The sequence below is a fragment of the Lonsdalea quercina subsp. quercina genome, from assembly GCF_000688695.1.
Taxonomy (GTDB): domain Bacteria; phylum Pseudomonadota; class Gammaproteobacteria; order Enterobacterales; family Enterobacteriaceae; genus Lonsdalea; species Lonsdalea quercina_D.
In genome coordinates, this window is record NZ_JIBQ01000001.1 from 16,495 (window position 1) to 35,136 (window position 18,642).

Genomic DNA, 18,642 nt, shown 5'->3' on the forward strand with positions numbered 1-18,642 from the left:
TACGAATTTCAATAATATCTCTTCATTTATCAATGTATATAATCACATCGCGCAATATTCTTTTCGTCTTAATCTTCCACCAAGTAATACCTTTTTCGTTTAATTTTAACTTTCTCTCAGAAAAACGACTTTGATCAAAAAAATAAGATTTTAGTTCTGAATAATACGGGCCAATTACTTAATGCTTTCACACACCTTAATTAATTAAGGATTTGGTTAATCATTTTTATAACGAAAAAGGAACTTCTTAATGAACGCCACTCATTTATCTAAAAAGACACAATCAGGATATTCTGGATCACTTTCACGTATTTACTCCTGTGCCAAACCACTGCTGATTGCCAGTATCACTGCCGCGTTAATGACGTCCAACGCCTCGGCCGCCAGTCTGCTAAGCGCTCAAGGCCGTACTGCGGCAACCGTTGGGTGGGCGACTCAGAACGGAACAACCACGGGGGGCAAAGCCGCCACCGCCGCCAATATCTACACGGCGAAAAACATCACTGAGTTCAAAGCAGCGCTAGCCGCCAAAAACACGGCGAAAATCATTCAAATTACAGGGACTATCGATATCAGCGGAGGTAAAGCCTATACCTCCTTCAACGACCAGAAGGCGCGCAGCCAGATTCTCATCCCGTCAAATACCACCATTATCGGCATCGGGAGTTCGGGTAAATTTACCAAGGGTTCGCTGGTGATTAGCGGCGCCAGCAACGTTATTATCCGTAATATTTATATTGAAACCCCCGTCGACGTCGCACCGCATTATGAATCGGGCGATGGCTGGAATGCGGAATGGGATTCCATCAATGTGATTACGTCTCACCACGTCTGGATAGACCATGTCACCTTTAGCGACGGCAGCTTTACCGACAACAAATACACCAAGAAAAACGGTGAAACCTATGTACAGCATGACGGCACGTTGGATATCAAACGGGGTTCCGACTATATCACCGTCTCCAACAACCGTTTTGAACAGCACGACAAGACCATCTTGATCGGCCATAGCGATAGCAATGGCTCACAGGATGCGGGCAAACTGCGCGTGACCTTCTACAACAACCTGTTCAACCAGGTGCGCGAACGTGCTCCGCGCGTACGTTTCGGCAATGTTCATGCATTTAACAACGTCTTTGTCGGTAACGTGAATGCCTCCGTCTACGCTTATCTCTATAGCTTCGGTATCGGCACCAGCAGCAGTCTGTTGTCAGAGAGCAATGCCTTCAACATTACCAACCTCAAGACCAAGTGTGCTGTCGTGAAGGCGTTTAACGGCAAAGTCTTTACCGATAAAAATTCGCTTATCAACAATAGCGCCGCTGGTTTATCAAGCTGTGGTTTCACAAACTACACTGCTAAGATCCCTTACTCTTACAAAGTACAAACGATGAACACCAACTTAGTCAAAACCATCATGTCGGGTGCGGGTTACGGCAAAATCTAATCCGGAACGCCTACTACTAGCGAAAATAAAACGTGCTAAGCCATAGCCGGTCAACATTCCGTAAATAACGGTTTGACCCCGGCCCATAGATAAAAGCAGCGTGAATACAACCGTATTTACGCTGCTTTTTTTATTTTACACATTCAAACATGAGCGGATGAGTTATGGCTAAAATTCGCTCACCTCATCGTTTATATTTCGACAAAGCAAAACACATTTTTTTATGCGTGAAAAAGAATTATTTTCGCTTAAAGAATATTGGCACTCTGATTGATATAAAAAATGACAACAATTGACAAAAACTGTGTTCATTCCATTTTCAATTCTAGGATTCAGACCTCTTACTGAAGCTATCCTTTATTATTCATCCATCGACATCACGCTCATTTTGCCGTTATCACTCTAGAGATTTTAATCATTCAACAGAATGTTGACGCAGCGCTAAATAAGGCATTCAACACGCACTGATATTATGTCAATAAACAAAACCTAAATGAATTCATTAAACTCACGATGTTAACCCTTTGATCTTGACTGATGAGGTCGCCAGTTTTTTCCGCCTGCGTTTTCTGTGCCTTATCGCAATAGGGCCAACAGAACCTTTCAACCAAAATCTGAGTGACAGGATCAGCGTTCCCCGCGTATCCGCCCCCTTCCCCGCAGGCTGCAAAGCGTGGTGAGACTAGTCATTCCGGCGAAGACAGCTGAAACACAGTAAGAGGTGGAATAACCTAGCGCCAATACATAACCAGGCATGGGATCAGAGAGCAGGAAATGGCAGTTGGGCAGTTGGGCAGTTGGGCAGTTGGGCAGTTGGGCAGTTGGGCAGTTGGGCAGTTGGGCAGTTGGGCAGTTGGGCAGTTGGGCAGGGTAAAGAGAAAGGCAGGACGAGTCTACCTGAATCAACGCCGACGCGATGATGCGGCCGACATTGATTCAGCAGGGTTTTCAGTGGTCCAGGAGGACGTCAAAACCCCATAAGCCGTCGAAGAGAGAAGGTTAAAGCGCCGCTTCGTCTTCTTCACCCGTACGAATACGCACGACTTGGCTTACGTCATAAACGAAAATTTTCCCGTCGCCGATTTTACCCGTCTGAGCCGTCCGCATAATGGTTTCGACGCAGGTATCAACGATATCGTCAGCAATAACGATTTCAATTTTCACCTTGGGCAAGAAATCCACCATGTATTCCGCACCGCGGTACAGTTCGGTATGGCCTTTCTGTCGACCGAACCCTTTGACTTCGGTCACCGTCATGCCGGTAATCCCTACTTCCGCCAACGCTTCACGAACGTCGTCCAGTTTGAAGGGCTTGATAATCGCATCAATTTTTTTCATCAAGAAATCCTAATCATCACTTTGTCACGGCCGTAGCCTGGCATCGTTTATGCGATGGGCCGCGCATCAACTCGCGCCCGCTATCAGCACGATACTTACCCATAGCTAGTCTTTAAAATCATTGGCGTCCAGCTCATGGCGCGCCAGCAGTTTATAAAATTCAGTCCGATTGCGTCCCGCCATACGAGCCGCCTGGGTGACATTGCCCTTGGCGATCTGCAGCAGTTTACGCAGATAGTTCAGCTCGAACTGGTGGCGAGCATCCGCGAAGGTTGGCAGAGCCGTATTTTCGCCTTCCAGCGCCTGTTCGACCAACGCCTCGCTAATGACCGGCGCGCTGGTCAGCGCCACACATTGTTCGATCACGTTGACCAGCTGGCGCACGTTACCCGGCCAGCTCGCCGTCATCAAGCGTTTCATGGCGTCCGTGGAGAAACTGCGCACAAACGGTTTATGGCGCGCAGCGGCCTCGCGCAGCAGATGATTGACGAGCAAGGGAATATCCTCCGAACGCTCGTTCAGCGCCGGAATTTTCAAATTCACAACGTTGAGGCGGTAAAACAGGTCTTCCCGAAACTCCCCTTTTTCCATCGCTTTGGGCAAGTTGCGATGGGTCGCGGAGATAATACGCACATCAATATCCAGATCGTGATTGCTTCCCAACGGCCTGACTTTGCGTTCCTGCAACACTCGCAGCAGTTTAACCTGCAGCGATAACGGCATATCGCCGATCTCATCCAGAAACAACGTTCCGCCATCCGACGCGGTGAACAGACCATCACGACTGCTTACCGCGCCCGTGAACGCGCCTCGGGCGTGGCCGAATAGCTCTGACTCCAGCAGCGGCTCCGGCAACGCGCCGCAATTAATCGCCACGAAGGGTTTATCTGCCCGCGGGCTGGCCGCATGAATCGCCCGTGCCAGCACTTCTTTTCCGGTCCCGCTCTGACCATTGATCAACACGCTGACATCCGACTGAGCCACCATTTTAGCCTGCTCCAGCAGACGTAACATCAACAGACTGCGAGTGATGATCGTTTCTCTCCAGCTATCATCCCGAGCGGGCGCCGCCACCGACAACGCTTCATCGATGGCCTGATAGAGTGCATCGCGATCGACAGGCTTGGTCAGGAAGCTGAACACCCCTTTTTGCGTCGCCGCCACCGCATCCGGAATGGAGCCATGCGCGGTCAGAATAATGACCGGCATCCCCGGCTGTTGCTTCTGGATCTCCGCGAACAGCGCGAGGCCGTCCATTTCATCCATCCGCAGATCGCTAATCACCAAATCGATTTTTTCGCGTACCAGCAAACGCAACGCGTCCTGACCGCTGGCGGCGGTCGTTACGTTGAATCCTTCGCTGGTCAAACGCATCCCCAGCAGCTTCAGCAGGCTGGGATCGTCATCAACCAACAGCAGGCTGGCGGATTGCCGTGTCGTCATGGATTGTTGGCTCCCGTTTTCGAACCGGGCTGCGCCGGTGAGGTCTCGGCATTCTGAGGCTTCGCACTCGTCTCCGACGACGAGTGTCCCGAAGAGGAGCCGCGACGCTCCTCCCCCTCTGAGAAATCAGCGGGCACCGCTTTGCGCGCCGACAGCTGACGCTCGATATCCGTCAGATTTTTTAGCTTGCGCGTCGTGGCGTCCAACTGCTCACGCAGCTGATTTTGCTGTTCCCGAAGATCGGCCAGCGCTTTTTCGTGATCGTCCTGCAACCGCTGCATTCGCCCCCGCTCTTCGTCCTGAAACGCGGCCAGTTGCTGCTTGTCCATCCACAGTTGCAGCAAGGGAATAAGATCCGTCGGCACGTCTTCGCTCTCCTGCGCCAGCCGGGCAATCCGCTGACGCTGCTCCGCGGGAACGGCACCCGCCCGCTCGCGCAGCAGGCTTTGTTTCCAGAGTCCAGCCCAGTCTGAAGACATCGGTGTCTGATTGGCTCGCGTCAGCGCCTGCGATGGGGATAGCTGAGCCGCGCAGTCCATCGCCCTCAGCCAGTACAAGGCATTCGTCATCGCTTCGCGGCTGTTCGCCAGCCAGATGGCGCGGCACTCCACGCTGCGATAATCGGCCAACTGCCGATCGGGGGCGCGATTGGCTTCAACAATCATAGCGGTGCCGCCGCCCACATGTGGCGCGCAGCCAGCTAAAAGGGGTGGAGAGAACAGCAAGGTTCGTAACACACGGACCCACGGGATTGATGCTGTCACAGCTCGCCAGCGGGGGGCTAAAATACGAAACAACCGTGCACTCATGCTTCATTCTCGGTGGTTAATGGCAATTCGATACGGAAACAGACGTCGGCGTAGTCTACCGAGACCAAAATCAGCTCGCCGCGCATTCGCCGAAGGCAGTCCTGCGCGATGCTTAGCCCCAGCCCACTGCCCTTGACTGCGCCTTTGCGCTGACGTGCGCCCTGATAAAAAGGTTCAAAAATCATGCTGCGGTCGGCTTCCGGGATGGGCGCGCCGGTATTGGCGACCTCAATCTGAAGGTGCGAACCGACGCTGCGGCTGCGCACCCAAATGTTACCGGATTCCTGCCCATAGTGCACCGCGTTGGAATAGAGATTATCGAGCACTCTCATCACAAGCGTAGTTTCCGCGCGGCACGTTTTGACGTCCAGCTCAACCAGCGTCTTCATCGCTTTTCCGCGCGCCGACAGGCTATGATCGGCCACAACAGCGTCGACAATCGCCGCCAGATCGACCTGCTCGAGCTCGGTCGGCGCATCGGCAAGCTGGCGGTTGTAGTCAAGCAGCTGCTCTATCAGCTGTAGTAGATGTCGGCTGCTGCTGTCCAGAATGGTCACGACCTGCCGCTGGTCTTCCGTCAGCGGTCCTGCGACCTCATCCGCAAGCAGCGACGTGCCTTCGCGCAGGCTCGCCAGCGGCGTTTTGAGTTCATGCGAAATGTGCCGAAGAAACTCATGCCGCTGCGCTTCCAGCCAGGAAAGACGTTCGCTCAGCCAGATGATACGTTGCCCCAGCGAGCGAATTTCCCGGGGGCCTCTGAACGTGGGCGAATGTCCCAACGGCAGCCCTTCCCCCAAGCGGTTAATCATCCGCTCTACGCCTTTTACCGGACCGATAATCATGCGGGTAAACAGTACGACCAGCAGCACGCTGACCAGAAACAACAACAGCGCCTGCCAGCCGAAGAATTGGCCGCGTTCCGCGATAGTCCGTTGAAGCTGCTGCCCGCGGGAGAAGATCACTTCTCGCGTCACCTGTACCATCTGCGTATTGGCTTGCGAGAAACTATCCAGCAGCGCCGTGGCTTCACCGCTCGGCGCGCTATTCTGACAGCGCATCTCCGCCAGTTGCGTCAAATACTGCCGCAGGCGCTGCGGTGATTGGGGGTCGGGCAAAACCGGGGCGTGAACATCCAGCATCTGAGCATATTGCCTGCGCTGATTTTGATACAGCTGGGACAGCGTGCGATCGTCCAGCACGCAATATTGACGATAGCTGCGTTCCAACGCTAACGCCAAGCCGGCCATCGCCTCACTGCGTCGGGCATCTGTCAGCGTAGTGCGGTTGATGATGGCGGCCTGCTCGCTGAGGGCATTCAGGCTGCCATACGCCTGATAGGCCAGCACCAGCAACGGCAGCAGCACCAGCAAGAACGCCATGATGACCAGCTGCCGCAAAGATCGGGGGAACAAACGCCATCGTTTCAATGAAATCATCTCGTTACCTGTTCATTTGCTCGATGCTAGCCCACTCCAGCGAAAGTGCAATGTTTTCGCCTGCGACCTGCGAAGCGTATGTCAGCCTATCGCGAAATTCGGCCAGGTTGCCGGAAAGAATGCGAAACGCCTCGCAGAGATAGCGCGTTTCACGGCATGGAGGCGCTAAAAAAGCAAAACCCGGTCAAACGGGAAGTTTGACCGGGTCTCTGAAGAGGGGGTGCCTCACTCAACGTGTCGTCCGAGGGATGATAAAGTTCGTTTGCACGCACAGTTATCGTTAATGTTGGACGATAGGCACCATTTCTTATGGCATCATTCCAGGTGTTATGAGCAAAAGCGGTGGTTCTGCTTCGCTGTCATAACCAGTTGAATGAGCAGCTGCATAAGCTATAGCATCTACCGTGCCATCAATCCATGCAATATCATAACTAATTGATGTTTAATCGAAATTAAATTCCATTTTCTTCTTATTTCGCTTATTCCCTGCGAATAAGACGATATCGCCTTGCGCCTCTGGGTTTTCTGTCGCTAAAAACCGACACCACAATAGTTAAAAAATAAAACTCATATTTATCAATAAAATAGATGTCTCCATTAGGAGACAGTCAAAAATAGCATTGTCGTGACTATGAGACAGCCCGTTCGGAGCACATATTTAAAAGTGGGTTGAAACCCGCCATAGGGCAGGAAAACGGCAGCGTTCTTTCAGCGCTACCCATGCCGCTTTCCTGTGCCGTTTGCAAGGCTCCGCGGGAAACCTAGCGCGGCTGCAAAACACACCATCTTTCGGATCGGCAACGGCGTATTATCCGATCGTTCGTTACAGCGTAATGTCACGGTTTAGACCCATAAAAAACCGGACACACAAGGTGTCCGGCTTCGGGGACATCGTCCCTTTTTCTTGCTGTGATTCCGCTAAGTTGCAAACCCTTAGCCGAGCTGCTTACGCGCATTGCGGAACATACGCATCCACGGGCTGTCCTCTCCCCAGGAATCCGGGTGCCAGGAGTTGCTGACGGTGCGGAATACACGTTCAGGATGCGGCATCATGATCGTGGCGCGCCCGCCAACGCTGGTCACCGCGGTAATCCCGCGCGGCGAACCGTTCGGGTTAGCCGGATAGTTTTCTGCAACCTGACCGTAGTTATTGACGAAGCGCAACGCCACCAGCTGCTGTTGCTCCAAGACGGCCAGCTGCGCGGCATCACGCACTTCCATCAACCCTTCGCCATGCGACACGACGATCGGCATCCGCGAACCGGCCATATCCTGCATAAACAAAGAAGGGCTTTGAGCCACTTCCACCAGGCTAAAGCGTGCTTCGAAGCGATCTGATTTGTTGCGGACGAAGCGCGGCCAGTTCTCCGCGCCAGGGATCAGTTCACGCAGCGTCGACATCATCTGACAACCGTTGCACACGCCCAGCGCCAGCGTCTGCGGACGCGTAAAGAACGCCGAGAATTCATCGCGGACGCGGCTGTTGAAGAGAATCGACTTCGCCCAACCTTCGCCTGCGCCTAACACATCGCCGTAGGAGAAGCCGCCGCAGGCGACCAGCGCCTGGAAGTCCTGCAGGCCGCGCCGACCCGCCAGCAGGTCGCTCATATGGACATCGATAGCCTCAAATCCGGCTCGATCGAACGCCGCGGCCATTTCCACATGCGAGTTGACGCCCTGTTCACGCAGCACAGCCACTTTCGGACGCGCCTGCGTATTGATGAACGGCGCGGTGATATCCTCCTGCGGATCGAAGCTCAGCGAAACGTTCAGACCCGGATCGCTATCGTCTTCTTTCGCCAGATGCTCTTCATCAGCGCACTGCGGGTTATCGCGCAGACGCTGCATCTGCCAGGTTGTCTCTGCCCACCAGCTGCGTAGCGTGGAGCGTTTCTCACGATAAATAACTTCTTTACCCAACGAGATGACGAACTGATTGCCCTCTTCCGCGCGACCCAGATAGTGCACGCACTCTGCCAGACCAAACTCCGCCAGCACCTGCTCAACTTCCGCGCGTCGTGCGGCTTCAACCTGAATGACCGCGCCCAGCTCTTCGTTAAACAGAATGGCCAGACCGTCTTCNCCCATGCTGCCGATGTCGGCTGACAGGCCGCAATGACCGGCAAAGGCCATCTCCGCCAGCGTCACCATCAGGCCGCCGTCAGAGCGGTCGTGGTAGGCCAGCAGCGCCTTGTCGGCCACCAGCTTCTGCATGGCATTAAAGAATCCGGCCAGCTGTTCAGGGCTGCGCACGTCCGCCGTTTTACGGCCCAGCTGACGATAAACTTGCGCCAACGCCGTCGCGCCCAACGCGTGATGACCGACGCCAAGGTCGATCAACAGCAACGCATTATCTTTGTCGGTGCGCAGCTGCGGCGTGACGGTATTCCGCACGTCTTCGACGCGACCAAACGCAGTGATAACCAGCGACAGCGGCGACGTAACGGCGTGATCCTCCCCGTTTTCCTGCCAACGGGTTTTCATGGACATCGAATCTTTGCCTACGGGGATTGTCAGCCCCAGCGCCGGGCACAGCTCTTCGCCGACGGCCTTGACGGCTTCATACAGCCCCGCGTCCTCGCCAGGATGCCCGGCGGCGGACATCCAGTTGGCGGAGAGCTTGATGCGTTTGAGATCGCCAATGTGCGTGGCGGCGATGTTAGTCAGCGCTTCCCCCACCGCCAGACGGGCCGACGCCGCGAAGTTACGCAGCGCCACCGGCGCGCGCTCCCCGATAGACATCGCCTCGCCATAGTAACTATCCAGACTGGCCGTCGTCACGGCGCAGTCAGCGACCGGCACCTGCCACGGTCCGACCATCTGATCCCGTGCGACCATCCCGGTCACGCTGCGGTCGCCGATGGTGATCAGGAAGGTTTTTTCGGCAACGGCCGGCAAATGCAGCACCCGCTCGATGGCATCAGCCAGATAGATGTTGTCAAAGTTGAGCGGCTTGCCTTCGTTATGCAGTCGGGTCACATCGCGCTGCATTTTCGGCGCTTTACCCAGCAGCACTTCCAGCGGCATGTCGATCGGTTGATTGTCGAAGTGACGATCGTTCAGCGTCAGATGCTGTTCTTCGGTCGCTTCGCCGATCACGGCGTACGGCGCTCGCTCGCGGCGGCAAATGGCGTCGAATGTCGCCAGCTGTTCTGGGGCGACCGCGAGCACATAACGTTCCTGCGACTCGTTACACCAGACTTCCAGCGGGCTCATGCCCGGTTCGTCATTCAGGATGTCGCGCAGTTCGAAACGACCGCCGCGGCCGCCGTCGCTGACCAGCTCCGGCATGGCGTTGGACAGGCCGCCCGCGCCCACATCGTGAATGAACAGGATCGGGTTTTCGTCACCGAGCTGCCAGCAGACGTCGATCACTTCCTGACAGCGACGTTCCATTTCGGGGTTATCGCGCTGCACCGAGGCGAAGTCCAGATCGGCATCGGACTGTCCGGAGGTCATGGAAGAGGCTGCGCCGCCGCCCAGACCGATATTCATTGCCGGTCCGCCCAGCACGATCAGCTTCGCGCCGACGGAGATCTCACCTTTTTGCACATGATCCGCACGAATGTTGCCGATCCCGCCCGCCAGCATGATGGGTTTGTGGTAACCGCGCACTTCCGTGCCGTTGTGGCTGTCGACCGACTCCTCGTAGGTGCGGAAGTAACCGGTCAGGGCCGGACGGCCGAATTCGTTGTTGAACGCCGCCCCGCCCAGCGGGCCTTCCAGCATGATATCCAGCGCGTTGACGATGCGATCCGGCTTGCCGAAGTCCTGCTCCCACGGCTGAATGAAGTCGGGAATACGCAGGTTGGAAACGGAAAAACCAACCAGTCCGGCTTTCGGCTTGGCGCCGCGTCCGGTCGCGCCTTCATCACGAATTTCGCCGCCGGAGCCGGTTGCGGCCCCCGGCCACGGCGAGATCGCGGTGGGATGGTTGTGGGTTTCCACTTTCATCAGGATATGCGCATCTTCCTGATGATATTCATAGCGGCCCTGCGGGTTGGGGAAAAAACGTCCCACGGCGGAGCCTGTCATGACGGCGGCATTGTCTTTATAAGCGGACAACACGAAATCCGGCGTCTGTTCATAGGTGTTTTTAATCATTTTGAACAGAGATTTGGGCTGTTTCACGCCATCGATAACCCAGTCTGCGTTGAAGATTTTGTGTCGGCAGTGTTCCGAGTTGGCCTGCGCGAACATATAAAGTTCGATGTCGGTCGGGTTCCGGTTCAAGCGCGTAAACGCGTCGATCAGATAGTCGATTTCGTCTTCCGCCAGCGCCAGGCCGAGACGAAGGTTGGCGGCTTCCAGCGCCTGGCGCCCTTCCGCCATGATGTCCACCCGCTGAAGCGGTGCGGGCGCGTGCTGTTCAAACAGACGCTCCGCCTGTTGTAGCTCGCTAAATACCGTCTCCATCATACGGTCGTGCAGCAGTTCGCTCAGCGACCGCCACTGCGCTTCGTTCAGCGTCGGCGCGTAAATATAGAAGGCCAAACCGCGCTCCAGTCGACGAACGGTGTTCAGACCGCAGTTGTGCGCGATGTCCGTGGCTTTCGAAGACCAGGGAGAAATAGTGCCGGGACGAGGCGTGACCAGTAGCAGGTGGCCTGCCGGATCGTGTTCGGGGAGTGAAGGGCCGTATTTGAGCAGGCGGGCCAGCTGCGTTTTTTCATCGGGGCTTAACGGTGCGGTCACGTCGGCAAAATGCACATATTCGGCGTAAATATCGCTGACGGGCAGGAGATTGTCTTTGCATTGCGCCAATAGTTTGTTGATACGAAAAGCCGATAAAGCCGGGGAACCACGCAGTATTTCCATCATTTCACATTCTCTCGTCTTCGATGCACCGATAGCGGGGCACCATGGCGCTACAGGAGGGGGAACGCGGCACATTATAGAGAATACCGCCGCGCGACGAAACCGTTTGCGCGGCAATAGTCGAACATCTTTGATGATAGGTGACCAATTCGTTACCAGGGCAATAAAAGTTGCACCCTGGCGGTTTGTTACGCAAAATGCCCCGACTCTGGGACACTCAGCATAAGAAACTGCCTAATAGACAGACAGGCCTTAAGGCCGCCGAGAGACATCAAATTCCTTGAAGCGTTTAACGATAAATTATTTTTTCATCGGGGTGATTGCACTGTTATTGGCATTGGCGCTGTGGCCGAATATTCCCTGGCGCAGCAGCCAAGACGACCAACTCAGGCAAATCCTTTCACGTGGTGAGCTACGTGTCAGTACGATTGTTTCTCCACTGACCTACTCCCTACACCGGGGCTCCCCGTCAGGGCTCGATTATGAACTGGCTAAACGATTCGCCGATTACCTCGGCGTGAAGCTGGTCGTTTCCACACGTCAGAACATTGATGAATTATTCGCCGATCTCGACAACGGCGACGCCGACATGTTGGCAGCAGCCCTGATTTACAGCGATGATCGGACGCAGTCGTTCCGTGCCGGCCCCACCTACTATTCCGTCTCGCAGCAGCTGGTGTATCGACTGGGTTCGCCGCGTCCCACGTCGCTTGGCAAGCTCAAAGGGCGACTGGCGGTCTTGTCCGGCTCCGCGCAAATATCCACGTTGCGCGAGCAGCAGTCCAAACAGTTTCCGAACCTGAGCTGGGAAACCAGCACGAATGTTTCCGAGCTGGATCTGCTTAAGCAGGTGGTCGATGGACGGCTGGATTACACGATTGCCGACTCTATCAGCGTCGGATTGTTGCAGCGCATCTATCCGCAATTGGCTGTCGCGTTCGATCTCAGCGATGAAGAGCCGGTGAACTGGTATATGCGTCAGACCCACGACGATAGCCTGTCCGCCGCCATGCTGGACTTCTTCAGCCGGATCACCGAAGACGGCTCGCTGGCGCGTCTGGAAGAGAAATATCTGGGTCACGTCGGGGAGTTCGACTACGTAGACACCACCACGTTTCTGAATGCGATCGACAATACCCTGCCGGGGTTGCGGTCGCTGTTTGAGCGCTATGCCACGGAGATGGACTGGAAGCTGCTGGCCGCCATCTCTTATCAGGAGTCGCACTGGAATCCGCTGGCGACCTCGCCTACCGGCGTGCGCGGTCTGATGATGTTAACGAAGAACACGGCGGAAAGCCTGGCGGTGGTCGACCGGCTGAATCCCGAGGAGAGCATTCGCGGCGGCGCGAAATACCTGTCGCTGATGATGCAACGTATGCCGAACTCCATTCCGGACGACGAGAAAATCTGGTTCGCGCTGGCGGCCTACAATATGGGTTACGCCCATTTGATGGATGCGCGCAAGCTGACCGAGAAGCAGAAAGGCAACCCAGACAGCTGGGCGGACGTTAAAATGCGGCTGCCGATGCTAAGTCAGAAACGCTATTACCAGCAGACTGCCAACGGCTACGCGCGTGGTCACGAAGCCTACAACTATGTGGAAAACATCCGTCGCTATATGATCAGCCTGGTCGGCTACCTGACGGAAAAAGAGAACAAAGCCCAGCACGTCAAGCAGGCGGGTGAAGGCTATCCCGCCGTCTCTCCGGCGCTGGTGCAGTCCGGAATGTCTTCGTCAGGGAAGTGATTCCCCTTTGGCCGCCGCTCGGCGCGCCTTCTGCTCTTTCCGCCGCTGACGGAAAAAGTCGCTCAGTTGCGTTGAACAGGCCTCCGCCAGCACGCCCGAGGTGATCTCAATCTGATGATTCATGCCAGGGTGACGTAAAATGTCCACCAGCGATCCGGCCGCGCCCGTCTTGGCGTCGGCGGCGCCGTATACCAAACGCCCGATACGGCTGTGCACCATCGCCCCCGCGCACATCACGCACGGCTCCAGCGTGATATACAGCGTGCTGTTCAGCAGACGATAGTTTTGCACCACTCTTCCACCTTGACGCAGCGCCATGATCTCGGCGTGCGCGGTGGGATCATGCTGACCGATAGAGCGGTTCCAGCCCTCGCCAATGACCTGGTTGTCCAGTACCAGCACCGCGCCGACGGGAACTTCGCCTTCATCCCAGGCTCGTTGCGCCAGCGTCAGCGCGTGCTGCATCCAGAATTCATCATCATTTACGCTGTTCATCGTGCCTCTTTTACCCGTCAATTCCTCGTAAGCGGCGGGCATTATACTCGAAATGAGTCGCGTTGCAGGAAGGCGGTAAGACGGCAAACGCCGCCGGTGCGCTGACGTCAATCAGAGATTAGGGCCAACGCACCTGCCACAGGAAGGATGACGAGCCTGTACACGGCGTTTTATGGAGAGGAATTACTCCAGCTGTTGCAAACTCCCCTGCGGCGTTACCCGCCAGCGGTGTTCGCAGAAGTAGAGCAGCGGGTTATCCTGTTTGCTGTCGCTGTAACCGCTGTAGAGCTTCAGCGGAACGCCCAGATGGCGTTCCATCTGCACCACTTTTTCCCGGCCGAGACAGCGCAATGTGAGCACCCACCCGCCATAGCGGCGGGAGATTTGGCTGCCCATCAGCCGTACGCCCGGCAGAAAAGGCGCGTCGCGGTAGACCGCCTCCACCAACCGCTGCGGCGAGCCGGTTACCAGCCACACCTGAGCATCGCTGGCGCTCAGATAAGTGGTCAACCTTTGCTGTACCTCGGGAAACGGCGTCACCTGCTGGCGAAAACTATCCACGAACGCTTTTTCCAGCTGTTCGAGCTTCGCCTCGCCGCGGCCTACCGTGATGGCCCACAACAAACAGCTCATCGGCCAGCGAGCCGCCCTGCCCCCGCACAGCAGCGAAAGCATGACTACCGGCAGCACGGGGATGACCACCAGTAGATTCAACGGCAAACGCCGGATCAGAAAACGCAGAAAACTGCCGAACATATCCTGCTGATGCAGTGTGCCGTCCAAATCAAAAAATACGACGCGCAAATTTTGCTTATCGTTCAAAACCGGCTCCTTTATGTATGACGGGAGCATCCCCGCCTCGTTTTGCTGTCATGGGTTGTGAAAAGCGGATTGCGCTATTCCTGTATGGCGTCTCGCAGGTATCCCTGATGCCGCGCCAGTTTTTCCTGCGCCTGAGCGGCGTCGCAGCCGGTCAGAATCATCACGATGGCCGGTTTGACCTCATACCCCGTCTGTTCCAGCGCCCGCCGCGCGATGTCGCGCTCCACGCCGGAAGCTTCCACAACGATGCGACAGGCGCGATCCACCAGCTTGGCGTTGGTCGCTTTCACATCCACCATCAGATTTTGGTACACCTTGCCCAACCTGACCATCGCGCCGGTGGAAATCATATTCAGGACCAGCTTTTGAGCGGTGCCGGATTTCAGCCGCGTCGACCCCGTCAGCACTTCCGGCCCGACGACCGGAGAGATGGCGATCTCCGCCAGCCGGGCGATCGGCGACGCCGGATTGCAGGAAATGGCCGCGGTATGGCAGCCGATGCGGTGCGCATACTCCAGGCCGCCAATCACATAGGGCGTTCTGCCGGATGCCGCCAGCCCAATCACCATGTCCTGGGCGGTCAGCGACAGCGCCGCCAGATCGGCCTCGCCCCCTACCGGGTTATCTTCCGCGCCTTCCACCGCCTGTAATAATGCGCCGGGACCGCCCGCGATCAGCCCGATCACCCGCCCCTGCGCGAGGCCGAAGGTCGGAGGACATTCGGAAGCGTCCAGCACGCCCAAACGTCCGCTGGTCCCCGCGCCGAGATAGATCAGCCGACCGCCCGCCTTCATGCACGCGGCAGTGATGTCCACCGCCTGGGCAATCGCCGGCAGCACCTGCCGAATCGCTTCCGGCACCTGCTGGTCCTCTTGATTGATGAGGGCCATCATGTCCAGCGTCGCCATACGATCCAAATCCATCGTCGCCGGGTGACGGCTCTCGGATACCAATGCCCCTAAATCCATACGCTTCCTCGCTTATAAACGCGAAGCTGATACGTATCAGCTTCGTGATAAATCAGTCGTACCTGCTATCGTTATCACATGGCACTTTTCAGCCGTTCAAAGTAAGCTATGCGGCATCGGTCTACAATGCTTGTTTGTTCAGGCGTCAATTTCAGACCACGGAGTCCGGATCCACCGGTGGGTAACAGAGACGTCACGTTGAAATTTCATGCGCAGCGCCAGTCATTAGTTCATGTTCTATTAANCCTCATCATCGGCAGCCTGCTGCTGGTGGCGGGTACGCTCTATGCGGACTGGAATTTCTCCGCCATCAACTCAATTACCGATCAGCGCTATGGTCAGGCCACGCCGGAAGCACGCCAGCGGATAGCCGCCTGGCAAGCGTTGATGCAGGCGCAGCAAACGGCGACCGAAAGTCAAAAACTGGAGTCGGTCAACCGCTTTTTCAATGACAGAATAGCTTACCGGGAAGATATCGACGTCTGGCAGCAGGAAGATTACTGGGCCACGCCGATCGAGATGTTGCGAAAAGGGATGGGCGACTGCGAAGACTATGCGATCGCCAAATATCTGACGCTCATTCACCTTGGCGTCGAACGTGAAAAGCTGCGTATCACCTACGTTAAAGCGCTGAGCCTGAACCGTGCGCATATGGTGCTGAGCTATTACCCTTCACCCAACGCCATCCCGTTGATCCTGGATAGTTTGATCACCGAGATCCGTCCCGCCACCCAGCGTAAGGATTTGCTGCCGGTATATTCCTTTAATGGCGACGGACTCTGGCTGCCTGGCTCAGGCGGCAACCGACGCGCCGGCGACAGCAAACGACTGTCTCGCTGGCAGGATTTATTAATTAAAATGCGCGCAGAAGGATTTTCTCTTGATGAGTAGGATGGGGCAATGTCGCTATTTAAACAATTACTGATAGCCATCTGTTTGTTTATGCTGTTCATTTTCAGCGGTAGTTTTATCGCCAACCTGGAAAGTTCACGCGATCAATATAACAACCAGTTGCACTCGCACGCTCAGGATGCCGCCACGGCTTTGGGCGTGGCGCTCACGCCGAATATCGACGATCCGGCGATGGTGGAACTACTGGTCAGTTCTATTTTCGATAGCGGTTATTTTTCCAGTATTCGCGTCATCGATCTGGAAACCCACAAGGTGACGATGGAGCGCGCGACTTCGCCGGAAGTATCGAACGTTCCCGCCTGGTTTGTCCGGCTGGTGGACTTGCAGCCCGGCAATGGTCAGGCCATCGTGATGCGCGGCTGGGAACAGGCGGCGCGGGTCGAGGTCGTCAGCCACCCAATGTTTGCCATCTCCAGACTGTGGGAAGGCACCTCCGCTTCGCTGCTCTGGCTGCTGTCATGCGGCGCAATCGGACTGGTGCTCGGCGCCTGGTTCCTGCGTCGTCAGCTGCGCGCGCTGGATGATATGGTCATACAGTCGCTCGCGATTTGTCGTCGCGAGTTCCTGAGCATCCCCAAACTGCCCAAAACGCCGGAGCTGCGCCGGGTCGTTCAGGCCATGAACCTGATGGTCACCAAATTGCAGACCCTGTTCGAAGAGGAAGCTCAGCGAAGCGAGCGCTTACGTCAGGAAGCCTATCAAGATCCGCAAACCGGACTGGCCAACCGCCGCGCGATGGATATCCAGCTGGAAACTCGCCTGAGCGATGAGGAAGCCTCCACCGGTTATCTGATTATGCTGCGACTGCAGGATCTGGCGGGCATGAACCAGCGTCTGGGCGCGGCTAAAACCGATGCCCTGCTGGCCTCCGTCGCGCAAAATATCCTGAAATGCAGGAAACGTTATGTCGAAGCCGACAGCCTCGCCGCGCGTATCCGCGGCGGAGAGTTCGCCATTTTCTGTCCCGGTTTGGTTCAGAAAGAGGCGCAAGCACTGGCTGACGAACTGTCGAACCGAATCGAGGCGCTGTTTCTGACCGGCGAGACGGACGTGTCTCCCGTGGCTCGCCTGGCGCTGGTATCGTTCCAGCATGGGGATTCGCCGGCGTCGCTGTTTATCAGAGGCGATCGCCTGCTGATGAAGGCGGAACGCAATTCGGATATCCATGCGGAAGAAGAGGAAGACGGCCAGGAATCTCAATGGGTGGCGGACCGCCATCACTGGTTCACCCTGCTGGATCCATTGCTGGCGCAGGAAAAAGTCCAGCTGTTCCTGCAGCCGGTGATGGACTGCGCTCAGACCGGTCAGATCCTTCATCACAAAGTGCTGGCCCGCATTCTCGACCAGGAAGGCAACACCATCAACGCCGGGCAATTCTTGCCGTGGGTTCAACGCTTCGGATGGAACACGCGTCTTGATCAGGTCATGATGAAACATGCCCTCGCCTATCTGCAGCGGTACGACGGCACGCTGGCCTTAAGCCTGTCCGGCAGCACCGTGTTGGATCTGCAACTGATGGCCGAATGGCTGGCGCCGCTGAAAGCGCATCCGCAGCGGGCCGCGCGTCTAATTCTGGAACTGGACGAAAACCAACTGCCCGACGCCAAGCAGCTCGACCTGTTGGTGAAACTGCTAAACGAGTTCGGCTGTAAACTGGGGCTGCAGCACTTTGGCGGCCGCTTTACCATTATCGGCAATCTGTCGAAATGGGGCCTGGCCTACCTGAAAATCGACGGCAGCTATATTCGTGATATCGATGAGGCGGAGGATAAGAAGGTGTTTATCACTGCACTGCAACGCGCGATGAATAGTATTGATTTGCCGCTGATCGCGGAACGGGTGGAAACGAAAGGCGAGCTGGAAGAACTGCGAGCGCTTGGCATTAAAGGCGCGATGGGCCGACTGTTGGGTGAACCCTTCCCCGTGTCGCTATCCTGAGTCCAGGCAACTGACTTGCCGGCAACGGCAAGTCAGTTCGTATCAGGACCGAGTTTCAAAACATCCCCTCTTCGTCATCTCGAATCAGCGCATCCAATCCCCCTAACGCTTCACGCGCCTGCGCACGCTGAATCAATTTCAGCTGCGCCGCCTGCGGGAAATCAGTGATATTCAGCAACCCTTTGCTGGTCAGTACCTGAATCAGGTCCTCCAGCACTCGCACCATTTCCAGGTCGCTGTTGCGCAGCTGTTCCAGACTAGAAAGAATCGACTGTTGATTATTCATCCACGCCTGTGCCTCAACCGAGTCCTGTAGCAGCTCGCCGTTCATCCCTTCGAAAGGGGTTGGCTCCACCCGAACCAGGTTACCGTCGTTATCTCGTAATATATAAAACATAGGCTGTCCTTTCACATACTGCCAATAAGGAAACCGGACGCATAACGTCCGGTTTCCTTTGTGTTGCCTATT

The 18,642-nt window shown here is 56.0% G+C and carries 13 protein-coding genes; 4 read left to right on the forward strand and 9 right to left on the reverse strand.

From position 1 onward, the window contains the following. Positions 1-250 precede the first annotated feature (250 nt). A complete protein-coding gene (locus tag SB13_RS00075; protein WP_026738392.1) occupies positions 251-1,447 on the forward strand; it encodes a pectate lyase family protein in 1,197 nt (398 codons plus the stop codon). 999 nt (positions 1,448-2,446) lie between these two features. Here SB13_RS00075 and glnB read toward each other — a convergent pair. The 5 genes from glnB to purL all read right to left on the reverse strand — a co-directional run bounded on the left by glnB (position 2,447) and on the right by purL (position 11,291). Beyond that, positions 2,447-2,785, reverse strand: a complete 339-nt coding sequence (gene glnB / locus SB13_RS00080; RefSeq protein ID WP_026738393.1) for a nitrogen regulatory protein P-II — start codon at positions 2,783-2,785, stop codon at positions 2,447-2,449. A 105-nt stretch (positions 2,786-2,890) separates the two neighbouring features. Continuing rightward, a complete protein-coding gene (gene glrR, locus SB13_RS00085) occupies positions 2,891-4,228 on the reverse strand; it encodes a two-component system response regulator GlrR (protein ID WP_026738394.1) in 1,338 nt (445 codons plus the stop codon). Then, a complete protein-coding gene (locus SB13_RS00090; protein WP_051616398.1) occupies positions 4,225-4,893 on the reverse strand; it encodes a hypothetical protein in 669 nt (222 codons plus the stop codon). The genes glrR and SB13_RS00090 overlap by 4 nt, the downstream gene beginning before the upstream one ends. A 140-nt stretch (positions 4,894-5,033) precedes the next feature. Next, a complete protein-coding gene (locus SB13_RS00095) occupies positions 5,034-6,473 on the reverse strand; it encodes a sensor histidine kinase (protein WP_026738396.1) in 1,440 nt (479 codons plus the stop codon). A 933-nt stretch (positions 6,474-7,406) separates the two neighbouring features. After that, complete coding sequence (purL, locus tag SB13_RS00100; protein WP_026738397.1) at positions 7,407-11,291, reverse strand: phosphoribosylformylglycinamidine synthase; 3,885 nt, start codon at positions 11,289-11,291, stop codon at positions 7,407-7,409. Between the two features lie 280 nt (positions 11,292-11,571). Between purL and mltF the strand changes: the two genes are divergently transcribed. Beyond that, positions 11,572-13,038, forward strand: a complete 1,467-nt coding sequence (gene mltF, locus SB13_RS00105) for a membrane-bound lytic murein transglycosylase MltF (protein WP_026738398.1) — start codon at positions 11,572-11,574, stop codon at positions 13,036-13,038. Here the strand turns inward: mltF and tadA are convergent. The 3 genes from tadA to murQ form a co-directional block, all read right to left on the reverse strand. Continuing rightward, on the reverse strand, positions 13,027-13,533 hold the full coding sequence (gene tadA, locus SB13_RS00110; protein WP_026738399.1) for a tRNA adenosine(34) deaminase TadA: 507 nt from the start codon (positions 13,531-13,533) through the stop codon (positions 13,027-13,029). The two genes, mltF and tadA, sit on opposite strands and share 12 nt — an antisense overlap. 183 nt (positions 13,534-13,716) lie before the next feature. Then, complete coding sequence (gene yfhb, locus SB13_RS00115; RefSeq protein ID WP_051616400.1) at positions 13,717-14,385, reverse strand: phosphatidylglycerophosphatase C; 669 nt, start codon at positions 14,383-14,385, stop codon at positions 13,717-13,719. A 44-nt stretch (positions 14,386-14,429) separates the two neighbouring features. Beyond that, positions 14,430-15,323, reverse strand: a complete 894-nt coding sequence (gene murQ / locus SB13_RS00120; RefSeq protein ID WP_026738401.1) for an N-acetylmuramic acid 6-phosphate etherase — start codon at positions 15,321-15,323, stop codon at positions 14,430-14,432. 249 nt (positions 15,324-15,572) lie between these two features. Here murQ and lapG point away from each other — a divergent pair, with 249 nt between their 5' ends. After that, positions 15,573-16,214, forward strand: coding sequence for a cysteine protease LapG (gene lapG, locus SB13_RS00125; protein WP_051616405.1), 642 nt, complete (start codon positions 15,573-15,575; stop codon positions 16,212-16,214). 9 nt (positions 16,215-16,223) lie between these two features. Beyond that, positions 16,224-18,173 (forward strand): cyclic di-GMP receptor LapD, encoded by a 1,950-nt coding sequence (gene lapD, locus SB13_RS00130; RefSeq protein WP_026738403.1) that lies wholly within the window; start codon positions 16,224-16,226, stop codon positions 18,171-18,173. Positions 18,174-18,228: 55 nt separating this feature from the next. On the opposite strand, the gene SB13_RS00135 is transcribed toward lapD, so the two are convergent. Continuing rightward, entirely contained in the window at positions 18,229-18,570 is a 342-nt protein-coding gene (locus tag SB13_RS00135; protein WP_026738404.1) for a hypothetical protein, read from the reverse strand. Positions 18,571-18,642: the final 72 nt, after the last annotated feature.